The organism is Rhizobium sp. NZLR10 (assembly GCF_019685125.1).
Taxonomy (GTDB): Bacteria; Pseudomonadota; Alphaproteobacteria; order Rhizobiales; family Rhizobiaceae; genus Rhizobium.
In genome coordinates, this window is the sequence record NZ_JABDWE010000001.1 from 273,807 (window position 1) to 294,393 (window position 20,587).

Here is a 20,587-nt window from a genome sequence, read left to right on the forward strand (position 1 = left end):
AATTATTTCGGCAGCGGCGTCGAGACGCCCTTGACGTGCCAATTCATGGCTATGATCTCAGGGTCGGCCATGGTTGCGCCCGAGGCGGCACCTTCGCTGCCGTCGGCCTTGGTGATCGGCCCGGTGAAGGGCGAGAAGCTGCCGTCGGCGATCTTTGCCTCGACCTCTTTGATCTTGGTCATTACGTCGGCCGGAATATCTGGGTTCCAGTCGACCACTTCGACGACCTTGTCGGCGACGCCGAGGAACGTATTGGCCCCCTTGAACGTACCGGCGAGATGGGCATCGACCGAAGCCTTGAAGAAGGGCGACCAGTCCGTCGAGATGCAGCCGAGATAGGTTTTCGGCGCATACTTCTTCATCGACGAATTGAGGTTGAAGGCGTAGACGCCGGCGTCCTCACAGGCAGAGATGACGGATGGCGTGTCCTGTGCATTGGAGAAGATCACGTCGCACTTCTGCGCGATCAGCGCCTTGGCTGCCTCCTGCTCCTTGGCCGGGTCGAACCAGGAATTGACCCAGACGACGGAGACTTCGATATCCGGCTTCACCGCCTGGGCGCCGAGCGTAAAGGCGTTGATCGAGGTAATGAGCTCGGGAATGGCAAAGGCCGAGACGGAGCCGAGCTTGCCGGTCTTGGAAAGCGCCGCCGCGGCCATGCCGAGCAGATAGGTGCCCTGGAAATATTTGGCGGCGAACGGCGAGAAATTCGGAGCAACCTGGAAGCCGGAGGCATGCAGGACCGTCACGCTCGGATCACGGCGGGCGATCTGCAGGGCGCCGTTCTGATAGCCGAAGGAGCCGGCAATCAGGAACTTATTTCCGTCGGCGACGGTCTTGGTCATGATGCGGTCGGCGTCCGGGCCTTCGGCGATATTCTCAAGCACCGTGACCTTCACCTTGTCGCCGTAAGCGGCCTTGATCGGCTCGAGACCGGCGGCAAGGGCGTGCCCCCAGCCTACGTCGCCGATCGGCGAAGGGACGACGAGGGTGATGCCGAGCGGCTGGTCGGCGGCGAAGGCAAGACGGCGGCCGAGCGCGCCGGCAAGGCCGGTGGCGGCAGCGGCCGTCATCAGGTTTCTGCGGGTCAATTTGGTCATGTTCACGGGTTCCCTTTTTTGGTTTTTAGAATTTCACGGCTGCGAGTGCAGCCTCGGCGTCGGCAGAAAGCTTGGCCTCGTCGAGACCGGGGAATTCCCCCTTCTGCCAGACGATGCGGCCATTGATCATCGTCATGTCGGTCGCCATGCCGATGCCGACGCGGGCAATCAGGCTCAACGGATCGTGCCGCGTACCGACATAATCCATGCGGCGCGTGTCAATCGCAAACAGGTCGGCTGCCATGCCGGGCGCCAGCCGGCCGATGTCGCGCCTGCCGAGCAGGCTCGCACCGCCTGTCGTGCCGTAGCCGAGGAAATCGACGGGCGGCGGCACGGGATGGGCGCGGCTGGAGGAGACCAGGCACTGCAGCATATAGGCGGAGTGCAGGCAGTGCATCAGGTTGGAATTGTCGTTGGAGGCGGCCCCGTCGCAACCAAGGCCGATGCGCAGGCCGAAGGCGGCCATGGCGGGAATGTCGGTGACTTCAGCGCCGACCAGATAGACCGGCTCCGGGCAGTGCGCCACGCCGGTGCGGCTCGCCGCCATCTTCCTGAGTTCGTCGTGGCTCAACTCCCAGCAATGGGCATAGAAGGTGTCCGGCCCGGCAAAGCCGACTTCTTCCAGATAATCGACCGTGCGCATGCCATGGCGAGCATGAATGACCGGGCTTTCGCCCTCGCCGACATGGGTGTGCATCATGACGCCGCGATCACGCGCCAGCGCCACCGATTCCGCAAAGGTCTCGCGATAGCAATTCACCGGCTGGCAGGGCGCCACCACGACCTGGCGCATGCTGAAGGGGTTGGCATCGTGGTAAGTGTCGATCAGCCGGGCGCAGTCGGCGATGAATTCATCGGTCGTTTCCAGCATCTCGTCGGGAATGGTCGAGCCCTCCGACTTCGGCAGGGTATTGCCGCCGCGGCCGGCGTGGAAGCGCATGCCGAACAGTTCGGCTGCTTCGAACTGGCGGTCGATCAGCCGCTTCCCGGCGTGCCGCGGGAAATTGTATTGATGGTCAAAAGCCGTGGTACAGCCATGTTTGATCATCTCGGCCATCGCCGTGACGGAGGAGTGGTAAAAACACTCCTCGTTGAGCTGCGAAAAGATCGGGTAGATCCAGTCCAGCCACTCGATGACCGAAAGCTTCGTCCAGTCGAGATCGGCGCGATTGCGCACGAAGCATTGGAAAAAATGATGATGGGTGTTGACGAGGCCGGGATAGACGAACCAGCCGGCAGCATCCTGAACAGTCGTGCCGGCGAAAAGCGCGTCCGCCGCCAGATTTTCGCCGATCGCCACAATCGCCGAACCGTCGGTCAGGAGATCGACATGGCGACGGACGACCGGCCCCTTGCCCTCGTCGACGATCACGGCCGCGCAGTTCTTCAGGAGATAGCCGGTCATGTCACGCCTCGCCCGGTTCTTCGATATGAGGTTCGGGCTTCAATTCGTGCAGCCGGTGAATACCCGGCATTTCGATAAACTTGTCGAGGGCTCGCAGCGCCCGCGACCAGAGCCGGATGGCGGGATAAGCATCCAGCGTCACGCCCCCATCGGGCGCCAGCGCCACATAGGGAAAGCAGGCGATGTCGGCAATTGTCGGCCGGTCGGCGGCAAGAAAGCGCACGCCGCGAAGACCCTGCTCGACGAGCCCGGCCTCGAGCTCGCGAAGTGCGGCGATACCCTGGGCCTGCAGCGCGCCGATATCGCCCGGCCGCAGCAGCATCTCATGAAGTCGCGCGCCGCCGAGGTTTGCCGTCAGCCGGCCGGAGAACGACAGCCATTGCTGCACCTGGGCCGCTTCCCGCGCCGCGCCATTACCAAGCCATTCGGGTGCTGCCTTGGCGGCGAGATAGACGAGAATCGCCGACGACTCGGTCAGGATCAGATCACCATCCTCCAGGATCGGAATGGAGCCTGCCGGATTGAGGGTGAGAAGCTCGGGGCCGCGATGCTCGGCGCCGGGATGGAAATCCACCGGACGAAGTTCCAGCTTCACGCCGGTCAGCGCCGCCATCAGGCGCACCTTGTAGCAGCTGGGGGAAAGAATGTAGTCGTAGAGCCTCATTGCGCCACCAGCTGTGCGCCGTAAGTATAATTGTGACGCTTGAGCCAACGCCGGTAAGCGATCGATGTCAGATCGGCCCGCGTCGGGATTTCCATACCGGGATCAAGCGGCAGGAGCCGCGGGATCTGGTTTTCGAGGATCGAACGGTCTTGCAGGAAGATCGTCTGCTGGAAGTGGATGAGGTCGGTCATCGCAGTTTCGTCGTCGAAGAGCGCCATCCACGGCCAGACGTCGCACAGGTCCTCGGCCAGCGGCTGCACGAAGAGCGTGATGACATCCCATTCGCTCGGGCGCGGCGGGCAGGTCTTGTAGAGCACGGAACAGGTCGGTGCCGGCACGCGGTACATATACTCCGTGGTGATCCCGCCGCTTGCCGACTTGGAGGCCTGCGGCTGGTAAAACTTCACCTGCGTTGCCCAGACTTCGTCTTCCTCCTCGCGGATCTCGACCTTGTAGTTCTGAACCTCCGTGTGCGGCTCTGCACCGAGAATGTCGGTGTGGACGAAGGGGAAATGGGCAATGTCGAGGAAGTTCTCGACGGCGCGCAGGGGCGAGCAGCGTACCCGCACCACGCCGACGTCGACGAAACGGCGGCCGGGCTGGTCGGCCTCGGGGATCGGGAAAATATCCTTCTTCGGCTCGCCGAGGGAAGACCAAACATGGCCGTAACGTACGCGCACCGGCAGAACACGGCCGTCGCCGGCCGTTACCCGCGCATTGCCATCGGCGTCGCTCGCCACTTCGATCGGCTCGCCCATCAACGCCGTCCTGCGACCGGGGCTCTCAAGCTGACTGAAAAGCCCGACCGGATACCATTCGTCGATCATCGCCTGCATCCTCACCGCGCGATCTCCTTTTTCTGAAGACCTTCAGCCCGGCGGCGCAGGCCTTCGGCGGCCCGCGAAGCGCCGATGGCGACGGCGGGGCCGACGTCACCCTTCAGCAGCACATGGATCAGCGTCTGCCCATCTTCCTGAGCGGATAATAGCAGACAGAAGCTGCCCGTGGATGCGTCGATCTCGATAAGACCGTCAGGGTTCGCCTTCACGCCGGCTGCCGCCTCGATCGCGGCAGTGCCGGCAAACGCCGTCAGCGAGCGCAGGGGCATGAGGCCGTCAAGCCTCGGCGGCTTCGAAGTGGGCGTGCCGACCGCCACCCAGATCACGCTGCCCGCTTCCTCGACGTCATGGGTGGCGACACGGATGGTTTCCGGCGGCGCCAGCCCCGGATGGGCGGGAATGCGCAGACAGTTTCCGGCCTGACCATAGCTCCAGCCGTGATAGATGCAGGAAAGTGCCTCGCCGCGCACGAAGCCATGGGACAAACGCATGCCGCGGTGCGGACAGCGATCCGCCGATGCCGATATACGCCCCAAAGCGCTGCGCCAGAGGGCTATCGATCCAGATGCCGTCCGGGCCGGCATGACGGTTGCGGCCGGCAGATCCCGGGAAAGGGCGACTGGCGTCCAAAAGCCGGTCGTATCGGATGGCATGACTAGACTTCCTGAACCATACTATGTTTTGTAGAGCACGCTCCACCTTGGCCTCAAGGCAGTTGCGCTCAAGGCCTCACGTTTGCATAGTTATTTCGCATTGGCAATATTGATTAAATAATATGCACATCGCAAAAAACCGCATTTGGTGTCAGGCCGTTTCTCCGATGATCGCCGTGCGTTCTATGCTCTCGACCCATACGTCGATTGGCCCCAGCGAGCACCCCACCTCCATCATGTCGATCAAATCCTCCGGTCCTGAAAGCTCGAGTTCGATCCGCATCGAACTTGTATGAGATATGCTGTGCGAGAGCCCGAGCTTGGCGGCATGGCGCCGGATCCAGGGGACAAAGGACGCAGCCTCGAGATCACCGACAATCGTCATCCGCTCCTGAAGGTGGCTTGTATCTTGTCCCATGCTCGCCCTTGCTTTTCCTGCACCATAGCGCCTGGATGAACTTGCGAAAGGGTCATCATCGAATCGAGGATACGCCGTCGGAGTTTGCTCTGCAAAAGGCCGGTGACCCTCCACGATGCTCAGCTTGCACCGTGGTGAGCCGACAGGTCGATGACGCCGCCTCGACGGCAAGCCCATAGCCATGACGGCCGTTTCTCGAAAAGAACAGAAATCGTGGATGGGCTATGCTTGTCTTGGGCCTTGTTTTGGCCTCAGGCGATGCCGCCGAGGCAGACATATTTGATTTCGGTGAATTCCTCGATGCCGTATTTCGAGCCTTCGCGGCCGAGGCCGGAGAGCTTGACGCCGCCGAAGGGGGCTTCGGCCGTCGAGATCAGCCCGGTATTGACGCCGACCATGCCGTATTCCAGCGCTTCGGCGACCCGGAAGACCCGGGCGAGATCCTTGGCGTAGAAATAGGAGGCGAGACCGAACTCGGTGTCGTTGGCCTGGGCGATCACATCGCCTTCGTCCTTGAAGCGGAAGAGTGGAGCCACCGGTCCGAACGTCTCTTCCTTCGCCACAGCCATGCCAGCGGCGACGTCGGCCAGCACCGTCGCCTCATAGAAGCGCCCGCCGAGCCGATGGCGATGCCCGCCGGCAATGACCCGGCCGCCCTTGGAAAGCGCATCGGCGACATGCTCTTCGACCTTGGCAAGTGCTGCCTCGTCGATCAGCGGGCCGAGATTGATGCCCTCGTCGAAGCCGTTGCCGGTCTTCAGCGCTCCGACGGCCTTCGACAACTTCTCGGCAAAGGCGTCATAGACACCCTCCTGCACATAGAGGCGGTTGGCGCAGACGCAGGTCTGGCCGTTGTTGCGGAACTTGGCGATCAAAGCACCTTCCACGGCCGCATCGAGATCGGCATCGTCGAAGACGATGAAGGGGGCGTTGCCGCCGAGTTCCAGCCCAAGCTTCTTGATGGTCGCGGCGCTCTGCCTGTAAAGCTCGGTGCCGACTTCGGTCGAGCCGGTGAAGGTCAGCTTGCGTACGACGGGGCTTGCGGTCATCTCGCCACCGATGGCGCGCGCCGAGCCGGTCAAGACGCTGAACAGGCCTTTGGGGAAGCCGGCGCGCTCGGCAAGGATGGCAATGGCAATTGCCGAAAAGGGCGTCTGCGAGGCCGGCTTCAACACCATGGCGCAGCCGGCGGCAAAGGCCGGCCCCGCCTTGCGGGTGATCATCGCATTCGGGAAATTCCACGGGGTGATGGCGGCAACGACACCGATCGGCTGCTTCATCACCAGAATGCGCTTGTCCTTCTGATGGCCGGGAACGATGTCGCCGTAGACACGCCGCGCCTCCTCGGCAAACCATTCGATGAAACTCGCGCCATAGGCGATCTCGCCCTTGGCCTCAGCAAGCGGCTTGCCCTGTTCTGATGTCAGGATGCGGCCGAGATCGTCCTGATTGTCCATCATCAGCTGGAACCAGCGCCGCAGGATCACCGACCGTTCCTTGGCGGTGCGGGCTGCCCATTCCTTCTGCGCAATCTCGGCTGCGGCAATCGCCGCCTTGGTTTCCGCAGCCCCCAGATTGGGAACGCGGCCGATGATCTCGCCGGTCGCGGGATTATCCACGGCGATCGCATTGTCCCCGGCCTCGATCCAATCGCCGCCGACCAATGCGGCCTGCCGAAACAAAGTTGCGTCCTTCAATTCCATGACTGTCTCCTCAGATAGACCATTTCTGTTTCTTCGAGTCGCGGGGATGCTCTATCTCTTTTCGTGTTTGTGCAATCCACCACACAATTTTGCGGGAATGCGCTCGACACCTCAGGCACGCGATCGCGGACAACTGCCCATCCGGCTGCCGCCACCGACCGGGGTCGAGCCACGGGTCTCGACCCGTCCTTCGGACCCCCGTAAACGGGGCGAATGCCGCAGCCTCTCCGTCACCAGGGTCTTGTAGGGCACGTCCCTTCTGCCCGTCAGTACGGGGGAGAAGGTAATCCATCAGCGTAAAATTAGATTTCGCCAGTCCATTACACTAGCTTAGCGCATGGCCGGCCAAACCATAAACCGCCGGTTCGCCGCTCTGCCTATTTAAGAAATTACGCCCCTTTGACATGGTCGTAACGGTATCGGAGACGGCGAGCCGGCTCTGTTGAAGGAACTCGGCGAACAGGCCTTTCTCTCGGGTATCAACACGTGCGAACCCGCCTGCCAAATCCTTGAGATGCACGGCGGCAAGATTGATCGCGTCCTGATCATTGCTTGCCACGATCGGACCAATCACATGGCCACGCCCGAACTCGCGACACATGGAATAGCCGACGATTTCGTCGCCTCGCCGGAGTGTGCAAATGGACGCCCCCTCAGCGAGCAAAGCGATCAACTTGCCGCGATCGGTGCCGAAGGCTCGCGTATCGAGAGCGTTGATCTCCTCGATTTTATCGCTGGACGGTTCGCTCAACTGCCCATTCAGCTCCGGCAGGGGAGGAAGCTTCGGTCCGACATCTCCCTGGTACTGATAGACAATCGCTTCCTTGGTGAAATCGAGCGAAACATAAAGTCTGTAAGCTGCATGGGTCGAATTCAAGCTCAGATTGCGGTCGCCGCACTGCTCGAACACTTGGTCCATGAGCCATCGCCCGGTCCCTTGCGCCTGCGTGCGAGGCGAGGTGATCACCAGCCCGATCGTGGCGAAATCATCGCCATGCGGAAACCACATCGCACTTCCGAAGACGCGTCCTATGCCATCGACCGCAACGATGCCAAGCCCAGCGCGCCGCAGGAGATCCCAGTCTTTGGGCCGGTGCGGCCAGCCGACGCCGATCGACAGCGCGTGAAGCAGGCTGACATCGACACTGTTTATATCCTGCGCGATCAATTCGAATGATTTCAGGCGCACTGATTTTTGCATTTTCGGATATCCGCTCCGTTCGCCGGATCACCAAGCTCCACTGGAGGTAGACAGTGTCTTTGATCATGCGCCGATTGCAACCAAGTCACAATATTGCACACCAAGGCCGGCAGGATTGGCTTGTTCATCGCAACAATTCGAAATCTTCAGCTGAACCGAAGCCCTACTCAGCAGGTAAAACGCATCCCTGCGCTTAGGCTAGGTAACATCTAGACCACTCTGAAGGCAACTTGGTCACTCCCATGGACGTCAAAGAAATTCTCGCAAGGTTGATCGCATTCCCCTCCGTTGTCGGCACGCCGAATGGCGCGATTACCGACTGGATACGTGACTATTGCCGGAAGGCGGGAGCCGATGTGACAGTCCATCTCGGCCCGGAAGGTGACCGGTACAACCTTTTCGCGACCGCCGGACCGCGCGAAGGCCAGGGTTACATTCTGTCCGGGCACATGGATGTCGTGCCGGCCGGCGAACGGGAATGGAGTTCGGATCCTTTCGTTCTGCGCGCTGAGGGGGACAGACTTTTCGGACGTGGCACCAGCGACATGAAAGGCTTTCTCGCCTGCGCCTTGGCCGCATTGCCGAAGCTTGCCGCCATGAACCTGCGGCGGCCAATTCACCTTGCCTTCTCCTATGACGAGGAGGCAGGCAGCCGCGGCGTACCGCATCTCATCGCTGAGCTGCCAAACCTGTGCAATGCCCCGCTGGGCGCAATCATCGGTGAGCCGAGCCGGATGCAGGCCGTCCGGGCGCACAAAGGCAAAGCAGCTGTCCGCCTCGAGGTGATCGGGCGCTCGGGGCATTCTTCCCGTCCGGATCTCGGACTAAACGCCATTCATGCCATGGCCAATCTGATCACCGAGGTTGCGGAATACGGCAAGTCCCTGACGAACGGTCCGTTCCACGATGATTTCGCGCCTCCCTACTCGTCATTGCAGGTTGGTGTCATTACCGGCGGCCAGGCGGTCAATATCATCCCGGATCGCTGCACCGCCGATATCGAGGCCCGCGCTGTGCCCGGTATCTCCCCGTCATCTCTGCTGGAGCCGGTAAGGGCGAGGCTCGCTGCTCTCAAAGTCCAGGGTTTCGAGGTGGGCTGGCACGAGCTGAGCGCTTACCCCGGACTGGCGCTCCCCGCAGGCAGCGACCTCGCAGCGCTGCTGATGAAATTGACGGGGCAGGAGCCGCTTGCCGCCGTAAGCTATGGCACGGAGGCCGGGCTCTACCAGCAGGCTGGCATCGATTCCATCATCTGCGGTCCTGGGGATATTGGTCGCGCACACCGCCCTGACGAATACATCGAGCTTGGCGAACTCGCAGCATGCCAGACGATGATCGAAGAACTCGGCGCCCATCTTGCCGAAGGCTGAAAGAAGGCGATTTTCATGGCGTTTCTCTTCAACTCCGATGCCACACGCGGTGCGATCTTCCATGAGATTTTTGCGCGCGAACTGCCGGATCTGGAGTTCGTCGGGCAGGGCCAGCCGGTGGATCCGCAAAGGGTGCGGTATCTTCTGACATGGACGATCCCCAGCGATATCTCGCGTTACCGCAATTTGGAAGTTTTGTTTTGCATCGGCGCCGGCGTCGATCAGCTCAAACAAGACAGCCTACCGGACCACGTAGCGGTCGTCCGCATGGTCGAGGACGGCATTATCCGGATGATGCAGGAATACGTCACTCTCGGCGTCCTGACGCTCCACCGGGAGATGCTCGCTTACCGGGAGCTGCAGCGACAGTCTGTCTGGCAGACGCTCGCCGCGCCGCAGGCCGCACAGCGCCGAATAGGTTTCCTGGGCCTCGGCATCCTGGCGCAGGCGGCGATCGAACGCTTGAAGCCCTTCCGATTTCCACTCGCAGCATGGAGCCGAAGCAAGAAGCAAATCGACGGCGTCACCTGCCATCATGGCACGGATGGACTGGCCGACTTTTTGGCGAAGACCGACGTCCTGGTCTGTCTGCTGCCGCTGACCGACGAGACGCGCGGCATCCTCAATGCCGAGCTCTTCGCACAGCTGCCGGGCGGCGCACGGCTGTTGCATGTGGGCCGCGGGCCGCACCTTGACCACGCGGCTTTGATCGAGGCTCTCGATAGCGGCCGTCTTGCCGCGGCGATTCTCGATGTCACCGATCCCGAGCCGCTGCCGGCAGAACATCCACTCTGGCAACATCCGAAAGTAGCGATTACGCCGCACATCGCCTCCGTCACGCAACCGGAAACGGCAGCGCAATCGGTCACTGAAAATATTCGGCGCCACCGCGCCGGCGAAAAGCTGATCGGCCTGGTCGATCGGACACGCGGTTATTAAACGAGGAAAATGACATGTCGCTTCTTCTGACTATCGATATCGATCCAAATTTCACCCCCAAACAGGCCTTGCCGGACGCAGAACGGCTGATTTCAGGCAATCCCGCCTACAAGACCTGGGCGCAAGATGCCTCAAAAGGCGAGAAGGTGCTGACCGGCATTTGGGAAGCGACGCCCGGCGAGCACCATTCCATCAAGGGCACGGTCTACGAGTTCTGTCACATCATTTCCGGTGTCGTTGAAATCGACGAAAAAGACGGCGAGACGAAGACTTACCGTGCCGGCGATAGCTTCGTGATGAAGCCCGGTTTTGTCGGCGTCTGGCGTACCATCGAGACCATGCGCAAGATCTACGTCTGCGTTTACGACTGAGCGACTGCCAACGGCGCTCGCCCGAAAGAAGGGCGCGCCTGCCGCATAGAAGCACCGAAGGCCGGCAGAAGGGTAAGCCTCAACATTCGGCGTCCTATCCGCAGACGAGGCCGCTGATCCGGTTAAATCTCCAGGCCTTCGACGATGGCGAAGATCTTCTTGAGGTTGCCGTGGATCGATAGGCGGTTGATCGTCCCGCGACCGACGAAGATCGCGTCTCCCGCCTCGACTGACGTTTTCGTACCGTCTCCATCGGTCACATCAGCCTGCCCCTCCAGGATGTACATCAATTCATGGACGGGATGAGGGCGCGACAGCCGGACGTGTGGCGTCGTCGCCCAGACACCTGTTCGAAAGCCGACCGCCTCGTCGGAAAATGCCCTGAAGTGACTGCACTGAGGTGTGTCCCCCTCCACGAACTGCGCCGGAGGCGGCGGGGAGGGGGCAAGTGCAACCTGCCTATCGATCGCAACGACGCCTTGCGTGCTCAATGTTGCCGCGGTCGTCGCACAGAAGATCCAGCGGGTGCCTTTTTCCGCTTCCGCCGTGATGTCGCTGCCCCGGCCGATGACCACGCTGTCGCCGGATGTGAGATCAAATGTTGAGCCGCCCGAATGCAGGACAAGTCGCCCTGCCACGACAACCAGGGATTCCGTATGGGGAAAGCTGGCGATCGAGGTCTTTCCGTTCAAATGCACGGATCCGGCGGAAACCCCGCCCGAAGCGCTCCAGACGATATTGCGGCCGGCTCCGAATATGTCGTCTGGCCCTAAGGTGCGTCGCTGGCCTTCCGGAGCAGATCCGCTTTTCGCCTCGAAGAGGAGGATGGTCTTACCGGTCATCGTCTGACTCCCAATTTGGTGCGACATTCATAGGTCTGGTGCTGGTGCCGACGGGCCGCAAGCCGATTTATCAGGCCAGGCCAGGCTCGTTCCCAGTCCTTTGGAGTCGGCCCGATGCAGCAGCACTTCGGCAACAGCAGAGCATCATCGGACATGGTCTACTCCTGGAAGCACCTCGGGACCGAATTCTGCGTAGATCCTAATCTGTGGCTTCAAGGGGTGGGCTGCGGAGTTGGCGCATAAACAGAATATCCTGTGGTTTGCTGCCCCCAACACAGGCAATTGTTGCGAAACAAGGCCGCCTGCGCCGCACCTCTCCAGCGCAAGCAGGCATATACTTCAGGCATTCGGATCAGACGAGCATAAGGGCATGCGCCAATGAAATTTGCTTCCTACTGGCATGACACCTCAATCCCATTCGCAGGAGGCATCGTCGACCCCGTCTCGGGAGATTTCGAGGTTGCAGTGATCGGCGCCGGCTTCACGGGGCTCAACGCCGCGCGCACACTGGCGCAATCCGGTGTGAAGGTCGCTCTGTTGGAAGCCGAGCACGTCGGGTATGGTGCCTCCGGCCGCAATGGAGGGCACCTTAACAGCGGTCATTTCGCAAGCTTCAGTGCCGCCAGGCAGCATCTCGGAGAAGACCGGGCGCGGCGCTTGTGGCGAGCCTATGATGACTCGATCGACATGATCGAACGGATCATCGAGGAAGAAAAGATCGCCTGCGATTTCCGCAGGGGCGGCAAGCTCAAGCTTGCCTCGAAGCCCTCTCATGTCGGCAAGCTGCAGGCGATGTCAGACGAAATCCGTCGCGAGGTCGACCCGTCAGCCGAATGGCTCACGCGTGAGGACCTCCGCAAGGAGGTGCTATCGGATGCCTTCCATGGTGGGATTCTCTATCCGAAATCCGCCATGATGCACATGGGACGCTACGCCAACGGCGTGGCGCAGGCGGCCCGTCGCCATGGTGCTGCGATCTGGGAGCGAAACCCGGTCACCGGCCGCGAACGCGTGCCGAATGGATGGCGGCTAACCACACCGACCGGCTCGCTTACTGCGCGCCAGGTCATCCTGGCGACCGATGCCTATACGCCAAGCGTCTTTAACTATTTCCGCCGGAGGCTCATGCCGATCGCTTCCTTCATCATTGCGACGCGCCCGCTCACGCCGCAGGAGGTCGCCGCGACGGTTCCGGGCAACCGCAACTTCACCAACTCGCTCAACATCGCCAACTATTTCCGCCTGACGCCCGACAACCGCATGCTGTTCGGGGGGAGGGCAAGATTTTCGACTGTGTCGAACCAGAAAACCGACGTCAGCTCTGGCCAGCTTCTGCGCCAGCAGATGCTCGGCATGTTTCCGCAGCTTGCCGACGTCGAGATCGACTATTGCTGGGGCGGCCTCGTCGGTTGCACGCAAGACCGTTATCCCCGCGCGGGCAGCGCCGAGGGTGTGATTTACAGCATGGGCTATTCCGGCCACGGAGCCCAGTTGTCGACCTTCATGGGTAACGCCCTGGCGAATATGGCGATGGGGCGCAAAGACGCCAATCCACTCGACGGCTTCGCCTGGCCCGCCGTTCCGATGCATACCGGGAATCCGTGGTTCCTGCCGATCGTCGGCACCTATTACCGCATGAAGGACCTGCTGCCCTGACCGATCCTGGCGCCGCCCCGGTCGCGGCTAGACGGCCTCACCTGGGGACGGCCGACGACGTCATGGACGGCCACCCCTGGTCCCTGCCGATCCTCCGCGCAATTGCCGCATGAAGGACCTTGTAAGATGATCACGCCTCTCGAACACCTGTCCCGCAACGGTCGTCTGGACAAGTTCTTCATCGACGGTCGATGGCTCGAACCCAAGGGCACCGCCAAGGGCGTCGTGGTCAACCCTGCCACGGAAGAGGTGGTGACCCACTTTGCGCTCGGAAACGCCGAGGATGTCGATGCGGCTGTTTCCGCCGCCCGACGGGCCTTCGCCACCTGGAGCCGCACCAAACCGGAATACCGCGCGGGCCTGCTTGAGCGCCTGCAGGCGCTGCTCGAAGCCCGTAGCGAACTGTTTGCGCAGTGCCTGAGCCTCGAAATGGGCGCGGCGATCGGATATTCGCGCACCGCGCAGGTGCCGCTGGCGGTCGCCCATGTCAAGGTCGCTCGCGAGGTCCTGGAAGCCTTCCCCTTCGTCAAGCAGCGCGGCCACACCGCCATCACCCACGAACCGATCGGTGTCTGCGCACTGATCACGCCATGGAACTGGCCGCTCTACCAGATCACTGCCAAAGTTTCGCCGGCACTCGCCGCAGGCTGTACTGTCGTGCTGAAGCCCAGCGAGCTTTCTCCCCTCAACGCGCTGCTGTTTGCTGAGGCGATCGAGGACGCCGGCTTCCCCTCCGGCGTCTTCAACCTCGTCAATGGTGACGGCCCGTCCGTCGGTTCGGTCCTCGCGTCGCATCCCGATGTCGACATGATTTCCATTACCGGCTCAACCCGTGCCGGTATCGCAGTGGCTCAGGCAGCCGCGCCGACTGTCAAGCGCGTCGCGCAGGAGCTTGGCGGCAAGTCACCGAACGTGGTCCTGCCGGACGCCGATCTCGATCGAGCCGTTTCCTTAGGCATAGCGGCTGCTTTCCGCAATCTCGGCCAATCATGCAGCGCGCCGACGCGGATGATTGTGCCGTGCACGCAGCTCTCCGAGATCGAGTCGCTTGCCAAGGGGGCCGCAGATGAGATCGTCGTCGGTGATCCCCGTTCAAACGCCACCACGCACGGTGCGATCGCCAACCGCGCCCAGTTCGATCGGATCCAGACCATGATCGGCGTCGGGATTGCGGAAGGCGCGACGCTCGTTGCCGGCGGAGAGGGTCGCCCAGCCGGTCTGAATGCCGGGTTCTACGTTAAACCGACGGTTTTCTCGGACGTGCGCACAGACATGCGCATCGCCCAGGAGGAAATCTTCGGCCCGGTCCTCTGCCTTATTCCCTACGACACGGTGGACGAAGCCATCGCCATCGCCAACCATACCGTCTACGGCCTGGCTGCGCATGTGCAGGGCAAGAATATAGACATCGTCAAGGACGTCGCCTCACAGATCCGCTGCGGACAAGTGCATCTCAACTATCCGGCCTGGGATCCACACGCGCCTTTTGGCGGCTTCAAACAATCTGGAAATGGACGCGAATTCGGCATTGAGGGCATGCTCGAATACCTCGAAGTCAAATCCATCCTCGGATACTTCTAGGGCATCCGTCAACGCTGGCCGATGGCTCCTTCTGCACGTCCTCCCGACCTTTGAAGGCCATCAGCCGAAGCGTCAAGGCAACAACCGAATCTGACTGTCGCCTCGCGCAAAACGTTATTTTCCACCGCTCTGGCACCCGCAGTCGATGCATGCTGCTTGCCCTGTTTCGCTAAGCTCAGCCCGGGAACACGTCGAGGGCTGCGATGGCGGCACGGGACGAAATTCATTCATCACGGTGGCTCTTGCAGCCGACGACCAATGGTCCGAGAGGAAACGATATGCTTGAGTTGAAAGACAAAGACCTTTTTCAGCAGGCCGGCCTGATCGACGGGATCTGGTCGAGGGCAGCGTCGGGCAAGACGGTGAGCGTCGTCAATCCGGCCACCCAGGCACGCCTTGGCACTGTCCCGGATATGGGAACCGCCGAGACCCGCGCGGCGATCGGCGCGGCCCAGGCCGCTTTCACCCTATGGAAGAAGAGGACGCATGCCGAGCGTGCGGTTCTGCTCGAGCGTTGGTATGCGCTGATGATCGAAAATCTCCAGGATCTTGCGCTGCTCATCACGCTCGAGCAGGGCAAGCCTGTCGATGAATCTCGCGCCGAGGTCCGTTACGGTGCCTCCTTCGTCAAATGGTTTGCCGAAGAAGCCCGCCGCATCGGCGGCCACACCATTCCCTCGCCAACACCGGATCGCCGCATCATCGTCCTCAAGGAAGCGGTCGGCGTCTGCGCGATCGTCACCCCGTGGAATTTTCCGATCGCGATGATCACCCGAAAGGTGGCGCCCGCCTTGGCGGCCGGCTGCACGGTTGTCATCAAGCCTTCGGAATTCACCCCCTATTCGGCGCTCGCCATGGGTATCCTTGCCGAGCGCGCCGGCATTCCGGCAGGGGTGATCAATATCGTCACCGGCATGCCGACTGAGATCGGCAACGAGTTCATGGCAAACGCGACGGTGCGGAAAATCTCCTTCACCGGCTCGACTCGGATCGGCTCGCTTCTGATGCGCGGCGCCGCCGACAGCGTCAAGCGGCTCTCCCTCGAACTCGGCGGCAATGCGCCGTTCATCGTCTTCGATGATGCCGATCTCGATCTCGCGGTCGAAGGCGCAATCCTGTCCAAGTTCCGCAACGGCGGCCAGACCTGCGTCTGCGCCAACCGCATCTTGGTACAGGCCGGCGTGTATGATGCCTTTGCCGAGAAACTCGGCGCCAGCGTCAACGCCATGAAGGTCGGCCCCGGTACGGAGCCGGGCAATGTCATCGGCCCGATGATCAACGCTGCGGCGATCGAGAAGATCAACCGCCATGTCGACGACGCTCTGGCCAAAGGCGCCAAGATCGCCGCACGGGGCAGCACGGTGGCGGAAGGCAGGCAATACGCCGCGCCGATGGTGCTGACGGAGGCGACAACCGACATGCTGCTTGCCAGCGAAGAGACCTTCGGCCCGGTTGCACCGCTCTTCCGCTTCGAGACGGAAGACGAAGCGATCACAATCGCCAACGGCACACCCTTCGGCCTTGCCGCCTACCTCTACACCGAAAACCTGAAGCGCTCCTGGCGCGTCGGCGAAGCGCTCGAATTCGGCATGATCGGGCTCAACACCGGCGCGATCTCGACCGAAGTCGCCCCTTTCGGCGGCGTCAAGCAGTCTGGCCTCGGCCGGGAGGGAGCCCAGGTTGGCATCGAGGAATATCTCGAAATGAAGAGCTTCCACATTGGTGGGCTGAGCTGAACCTGAAGCGATTATGAGATGAGAACCAGCAATGTGGCGCACGCGCGGGCGCCACATTTTTTGCTTCAGAGCCAACCGGCACACGCGTATTGGCAGTCCTTCCGTTGCGATCGATCCGGCAGCAGCATCTCTGGGAGTTCGCCTGGTCGGGGAGGGAGACCCTCGCTCGAGATAGTGACGCAGGCTTAGTGGCAAGGAGAGGGGAACCATTTTGCGGGTGTTCGTTGCGGCACTGCCGCTGGGTGCCATCAACGACCGCGATGCGAAGGCGAAACTGCCGATGCGGATTAGGCGCCGCCGGCGGCGATCAATACTCGACCTTGCCAGCACCGGTACCACGACTTCATGACGATACGGCAGCGAATTGCCTTGCGGGCCGGCGAGCACGGCCGCACTTAAAGAAAGCGCGGGCGGAAAAGCCGCCCGCGCTTTCCTTCGTTGGCTTTAGAGACCGAAAACACCGGGGAGGCCGGAGATGTCGGCGATCTCGACGTAACCATAGAACGGGTTGGCGGGCTCGTGGCCGCGGTTCACCCACACCTTGTTCTTGATGCCGATATCGTTAGCCGACATATGATCGTAACGGAACGAGGAGGAGCAATGGACGACATCTTCGGGGGCGCAGCAGAGCATGTCGAACAGGTATTCAAAGGCCTGCAGGCGCGGCTTGTAGGCCTGCGCCTGTTCGGCCGTGTAGACCGCATGGAAGGGCGCACCGAGCTTTTCGACGTTCGACATGATCTGCGAATTCATCGCGTTCGACAGGATCACCAGCGGGATCTCCTTGGCAACCTTCGCAAGACCCGCCGGCACATCCGCATGCGGCCCCCAAGTCGGCACCCGCTCATAGACCGTGCGGGCATCTTCGTCGTTGAACTTGACGCCGTTGCGCTTGCAACTGCGCTCGATCGAATTGTGAACGACCTCGGCATAGGGTTTCCAGTCGCCCAGGACCTCGTCGAGGCGATAGGCGGCGAAATTCCGGATGAACTCGGCCATGCGGGGTTCATCGAGCTGGTCGCGGTAAAGGTCGTGTGCCGCTTCCGCCATCTGGAAGTTGGTCAGCGTACCGTAGCAGTCGAAGGTGATGTATTTCGGACGCGACAGGGTCATGGGCATATCCTTTGGAGAGTGGACCGGGGCATTTGAACCCATGATAGACGCGGCCCGCCCCTCGGCTCGCCTGAATGTGGCGGCTAACGAAGCAGATTATTTCGTATCGAAAGGTGGCTTTGGCAGATGGTTGCGGACCCCCGCCGGCTGGCGGGCGCGGAAGGGCGGCGGACGATTGACTACGTCACCCATGCTATATCCCACTGTTTTGACCGGCTCGTTGCGGCGAGTGCAGCGAATTTTGCGCGAGATCCGCCCCGTGGAGCCTACATGCCAGCATAAGATGCGGCGGGCGACAAAGGGAAAACGATAAGATACCGCTCAGAGCGTAGCCTTCAGACGATTAGCCAACCCGCACTCCTTCACACTTCCACCCAGGAAATGAAGGAAGTGTCATGCAGACAAGCCAGATCGATTTCGCCGCTTTCGGCACCGAACACCTGGGTGCCGCTCTCAACCTGTCGCGGCAGGCAGGCTGGCCCCATCGCCCTGAGGATTGGCAGATGGCGCTTGCCTTGAGCGAAGGCGTTGTGGCGATCGAGAACGACCGGGTGGTCGGCACCGTGCTCATGACCCCCTACAAGCAAGAGTGCGCCACGATCAACATGGTCATCGTCGATGAAGCCATGCGCGGCCGCGGGCTTGGCCGCAGGCTGATGGATGCCGCAATAGAGCTTGCCGGCAAACGCCCGCTCCGGCTTGTTGCGACCGCCGACGGCCTTCCGCTCTATGAGAAGCTCGGCTTCCGCCAGACCGGCCGCATTCTGCAGCACCAAGGCATCGCAGCAGAACTCGCCGCGCCGATGGCGACGTCAGCCGCCGCCATTGCCGATTCTCCCGCGATCACCGAACTCGATCGACAGGCCTTCGGCGCCGATCGCGCCGATCTGATCGCATATCTCGCCAAGGTCGGGGAATTTGCCGTCGTCCGCCGTAGCGGAGGCGTCACCGGTTTTGCGGTCATCCGCACCTTCGGCCGGGGCGAGGTCATCGGCCCCGTCGTTGCCCGGAACCTGGAGGACGCCAAAGCGCTCGTCGCTCATTTCATCGCCCGGCGGCCCGGCGTGTTTCTCAGGGTCGATACCACCGCCGCCGCCGGCCTGTCCGACTGGCTGGTCGAACAGGGCTTCGCCCATGTCGGTGGCGGCATCGCCATGATGAAGCCATCGATTCCAGACGCCGATTCCGTCGCCACCATCTTCGCCCTCGCCAACCAGGCGCTCGGCTGATCCGGAGAGTATGATGTACAGCAATTCCCTTGTCGAACTCGACCGCGCCCATCTCGTGCATCCGGTCGCCTCCTACCGCAATCATGAAAAGCTCGGCGTGCGTGTGCTCGCTTCCGCCAAAGGCGCGACGGTGACCGATGCTTCCGGCAAGCAGCTGGTCGACGGCTTTGCCGGCCTGTGGTGCGTCAATGCCGGTTACGGCCATGAATCGATCGTCGAGGCAGCAACGCGGCAGATGCGCGACCTGCCCTATGCGACAACCTATTTCGGTCTCGGCTCGGAACCGGCGATCCGGCTTGCCGCGGCATTGGCCGAACGGGCTCCAGGCGACCTCAACCATGTCTACTTCACCCTGGGCGGATCCGATGCCGTCGACAGCACGATCCGTTTCATCCGCTATTACTGGATCGCCCGCGGGCAGCCGCAGCGCGACCAGTTCATCTCCCTTGAGCAAGGTTATCACGGTTCTTCGACTGTCGGGGCAGGGCTGACGGCACTTCCACTGTTCCACGCCGGCTTCGGCATTCCCTTCGACTGGCAGCATAAAATTCCCTCCCACTACGCCTATCGCAACCCCGTCGGCCAGGACCCGCAGGCGATCATCAACTCCTCCCTCGCAGCCCTGCGTCGCAAGGTCGAAGAGATCGGTCCCGAACGCGTCGCCGCCTTTTATGCCGAACCCATCCAGGGTTCGGGCGGCGTGCTGGTGCCGCCGAAGGGCTGGATGAAGGCGATGCGCGCGCTTTGCAGCGAGCTCGGCATCCTCTTTGTCGCCGACGAAGTGATCACCGCTTTCGGCCGCACCGGCCCACTCTTTGCATGCGAGGAGGACGAGATCGTTCCGGACTTCATCACCACGGCAAAGGGTCTGACCTCCGGCTATGTGCCGATGGGGGCGGTCTTCATGGCCGACCACGTCTACCAAACCATTGCGGATGGCGCTGGTGGCGCGGCCGTCGGTCACGGCTATACCTATTCGGCCCACCCCGTCAGCGCCGCCGTCGGCCTCGAAGTGCTGAACCTTTATGAAACCGGTCTCCTGGCGAACGGCCGGAAGGCCGGCGCAAGGCTGATGCAGGGGCTTGAAGGCCTCAAGGACCATCCGCTCGTCGGCGATGTGCGCGGCCGCGGCATGCTCGCCGCCATCGAACTGGTGATCGACAAGGAGAAGAAGACGCCGTTGCCGGCAGCCGCCGATCCGGCGCGCCGGATCTTCGACCGCGCCTGGGAAAACGGCCTGGTCATCCGTGCCTTTGGCAACGGCGTCCTCGGTTATGCGCCGCCGCTCTGTTGCACCGACGCCGACATCGACGCGATCATCGAGCGCACGCGCAAAACCTTGGACGACACCCTGGCTGACCCCGATGTACGCGCGGCCCTGAAGGGCTGAGCGGGCAGGCAGCCGTTTCCGTGATCCCTGCGATAAAACGAAACATATGGCAAAGGCCGATGCCATGTGAGCATCCGGCCCTTGTCACCCCCGCGGCCGCGCACCCTTGACGGGGTCGACCACCAAACTAGAGCCTTTCCTGGTCAGATTGAATCATTCTGTTGGCTCAAACGGAGTCGGATGCTCGACCGGCCGGCGCGCGTCGTAGCTCAGCTCTACGGCCAAGCCGGCCGGTCGAGCAGGCGGCCCGTTTCAGCCAACCCGAAGGGCCGGGCATCTTTCCGCCAGGATCAGAGGCGATCGGCTCGGACGTACCAAAGGGTATGCCCGTCGCCAATCGCCTCTGCCCTGTCGAAAACCTGCTCCGGCAGAATGCT

General features: G+C 61.9%; 18 protein-coding genes. 8 read left to right on the plus strand and 10 right to left on the minus strand.

All coding sequences use genetic code 11. The annotated features are described in order from the left end of the window. Positions 1 to 2: 2 nt before the first annotated feature. The 8 genes from HJB82_RS01275 to HJB82_RS01310 form a co-directional block, all read right to left on the minus strand. Positions 3 to 1,100, minus strand: coding sequence for a BMP family ABC transporter substrate-binding protein (locus tag HJB82_RS01275; RefSeq protein WP_207584947.1), 1,098 nt, complete (start codon positions 1,098 to 1,100; stop codon positions 3 to 5). 25 nt (positions 1,101 to 1,125) lie between these two features. Then, positions 1,126 to 2,505, minus strand: coding sequence for an amidohydrolase (locus tag HJB82_RS01280; RefSeq protein WP_207584946.1), 1,380 nt, complete (start codon positions 2,503 to 2,505; stop codon positions 1,126 to 1,128). Position 2,506: 1 nt separating this feature from the next. After that, positions 2,507 to 3,169: a glutathione S-transferase family protein gene (locus HJB82_RS01285; protein ID WP_221139421.1), complete on the minus strand. Its 663-nt coding sequence runs from the start codon at positions 3,167 to 3,169 to the stop codon at positions 2,507 to 2,509. After that, positions 3,166 to 4,011 carry an aromatic ring-hydroxylating dioxygenase subunit alpha gene (locus HJB82_RS01290; protein ID WP_207584944.1) on the minus strand — a complete coding sequence of 282 codons (846 nt, stop codon included), beginning with the start codon at positions 4,009 to 4,011 and terminating at the stop codon, positions 3,166 to 3,168. The genes HJB82_RS01285 and HJB82_RS01290 overlap by 4 nt, the downstream gene beginning before the upstream one ends. Beyond that, a complete protein-coding gene (locus HJB82_RS01295) occupies positions 4,008 to 4,661 on the minus strand; it encodes a Rieske 2Fe-2S domain-containing protein (protein ID WP_207584943.1) in 654 nt (217 codons plus the stop codon). Before HJB82_RS01295 ends, HJB82_RS01290 begins: the two co-directional genes overlap by 4 nt. Before the next feature lie 151 nt (positions 4,662 to 4,812). Beyond that, positions 4,813 to 5,079 carry an acylphosphatase gene (locus tag HJB82_RS01300; RefSeq protein WP_221114938.1) on the minus strand — a complete coding sequence of 89 codons (267 nt, stop codon included), beginning with the start codon at positions 5,077 to 5,079 and terminating at the stop codon, positions 4,813 to 4,815. Positions 5,080 to 5,330: 251 nt separating this feature from the next. Continuing rightward, positions 5,331 to 6,782: an NADP-dependent succinate-semialdehyde dehydrogenase gene (gene gabD, locus HJB82_RS01305; RefSeq protein WP_207584941.1), complete on the minus strand. Its 1,452-nt coding sequence runs from the start codon at positions 6,780 to 6,782 to the stop codon at positions 5,331 to 5,333. Positions 6,783 to 7,107: 325 nt separating this feature from the next. Continuing rightward, complete coding sequence (locus HJB82_RS01310; RefSeq protein WP_221131374.1) at positions 7,108 to 7,983, minus strand: GNAT family N-acetyltransferase; 876 nt, start codon at positions 7,981 to 7,983, stop codon at positions 7,108 to 7,110. A gap of 242 nt (positions 7,984 to 8,225) precedes the next feature. Here HJB82_RS01310 and argE point away from each other — a divergent pair, with 242 nt between their 5' ends. Genes argE through HJB82_RS01325 form a run of 3 tightly spaced genes read left to right on the plus strand, consistent with a single transcriptional unit; the run spans position 8,226 to position 10,663 of the window. Next, positions 8,226 to 9,353 (plus strand): acetylornithine deacetylase, encoded by a 1,128-nt coding sequence (argE, locus tag HJB82_RS01315; protein ID WP_221131375.1) that lies wholly within the window; start codon positions 8,226 to 8,228, stop codon positions 9,351 to 9,353. Between the two features lie 15 nt (positions 9,354 to 9,368). Further along, positions 9,369 to 10,292, plus strand: a complete 924-nt coding sequence (locus HJB82_RS01320; protein ID WP_221139422.1) for a glyoxylate/hydroxypyruvate reductase A — start codon at positions 9,369 to 9,371, stop codon at positions 10,290 to 10,292. 14 nt (positions 10,293 to 10,306) lie between these two features. Further along, the gene (locus HJB82_RS01325) at positions 10,307 to 10,663 is read left to right on the plus strand and encodes a cupin domain-containing protein (RefSeq protein WP_221131377.1); all 357 of its coding nucleotides are present in this window, start codon (positions 10,307 to 10,309) and stop codon (positions 10,661 to 10,663) included. 122 nt (positions 10,664 to 10,785) lie between these two features. On the opposite strand, the gene HJB82_RS01330 is transcribed toward HJB82_RS01325, so the two are convergent. Next, positions 10,786 to 11,355 (minus strand): cupin domain-containing protein, encoded by a 570-nt coding sequence (locus HJB82_RS01330; RefSeq protein ID WP_259673894.1) that lies wholly within the window; start codon positions 11,353 to 11,355, stop codon positions 10,786 to 10,788. A 528-nt stretch (positions 11,356 to 11,883) separates the two neighbouring features. Here HJB82_RS01330 and HJB82_RS01335 point away from each other — a divergent pair. From HJB82_RS01335 to HJB82_RS01345, 3 genes are all read left to right on the plus strand, one after another. Next, complete coding sequence (locus HJB82_RS01335) at positions 11,884 to 13,161, plus strand: FAD-binding oxidoreductase (protein ID WP_221114943.1); 1,278 nt, start codon at positions 11,884 to 11,886, stop codon at positions 13,159 to 13,161. A gap of 126 nt (positions 13,162 to 13,287) precedes the next feature. Next, on the plus strand, positions 13,288 to 14,742 hold the full coding sequence (locus tag HJB82_RS01340; protein WP_221139423.1) for an aldehyde dehydrogenase family protein: 1,455 nt from the start codon (positions 13,288 to 13,290) through the stop codon (positions 14,740 to 14,742). A 278-nt stretch (positions 14,743 to 15,020) separates the two neighbouring features. After that, the gene (locus tag HJB82_RS01345) at positions 15,021 to 16,478 is read left to right on the plus strand and encodes an NAD-dependent succinate-semialdehyde dehydrogenase (protein WP_221139424.1); all 1,458 of its coding nucleotides are present in this window, start codon (positions 15,021 to 15,023) and stop codon (positions 16,476 to 16,478) included. A 444-nt stretch (positions 16,479 to 16,922) separates the two neighbouring features. Here the strand turns inward: HJB82_RS01345 and HJB82_RS01350 are convergent, their stop codons facing one another. Next, positions 16,923 to 17,591: a haloacid dehalogenase type II gene (locus HJB82_RS01350; RefSeq protein ID WP_221139425.1), complete on the minus strand. Its 669-nt coding sequence runs from the start codon at positions 17,589 to 17,591 to the stop codon at positions 16,923 to 16,925. Positions 17,592 to 17,986: 395 nt separating this feature from the next. Between HJB82_RS01350 and HJB82_RS01355 the strand changes: the two genes are divergently transcribed. Both HJB82_RS01355 and HJB82_RS01360 read left to right on the plus strand, forming a co-directional pair. After that, positions 17,987 to 18,820 (plus strand): GNAT family N-acetyltransferase, encoded by an 834-nt coding sequence (locus HJB82_RS01355; protein ID WP_221139426.1) that lies wholly within the window; start codon positions 17,987 to 17,989, stop codon positions 18,818 to 18,820. A gap of 13 nt (positions 18,821 to 18,833) precedes the next feature. Next, positions 18,834 to 20,210 carry an aspartate aminotransferase family protein gene (locus HJB82_RS01360; protein WP_221139427.1) on the plus strand — a complete coding sequence of 459 codons (1,377 nt, stop codon included), beginning with the start codon at positions 18,834 to 18,836 and terminating at the stop codon, positions 20,208 to 20,210. The last annotated feature ends 377 nt before the right edge of the window (positions 20,211 to 20,587 follow it).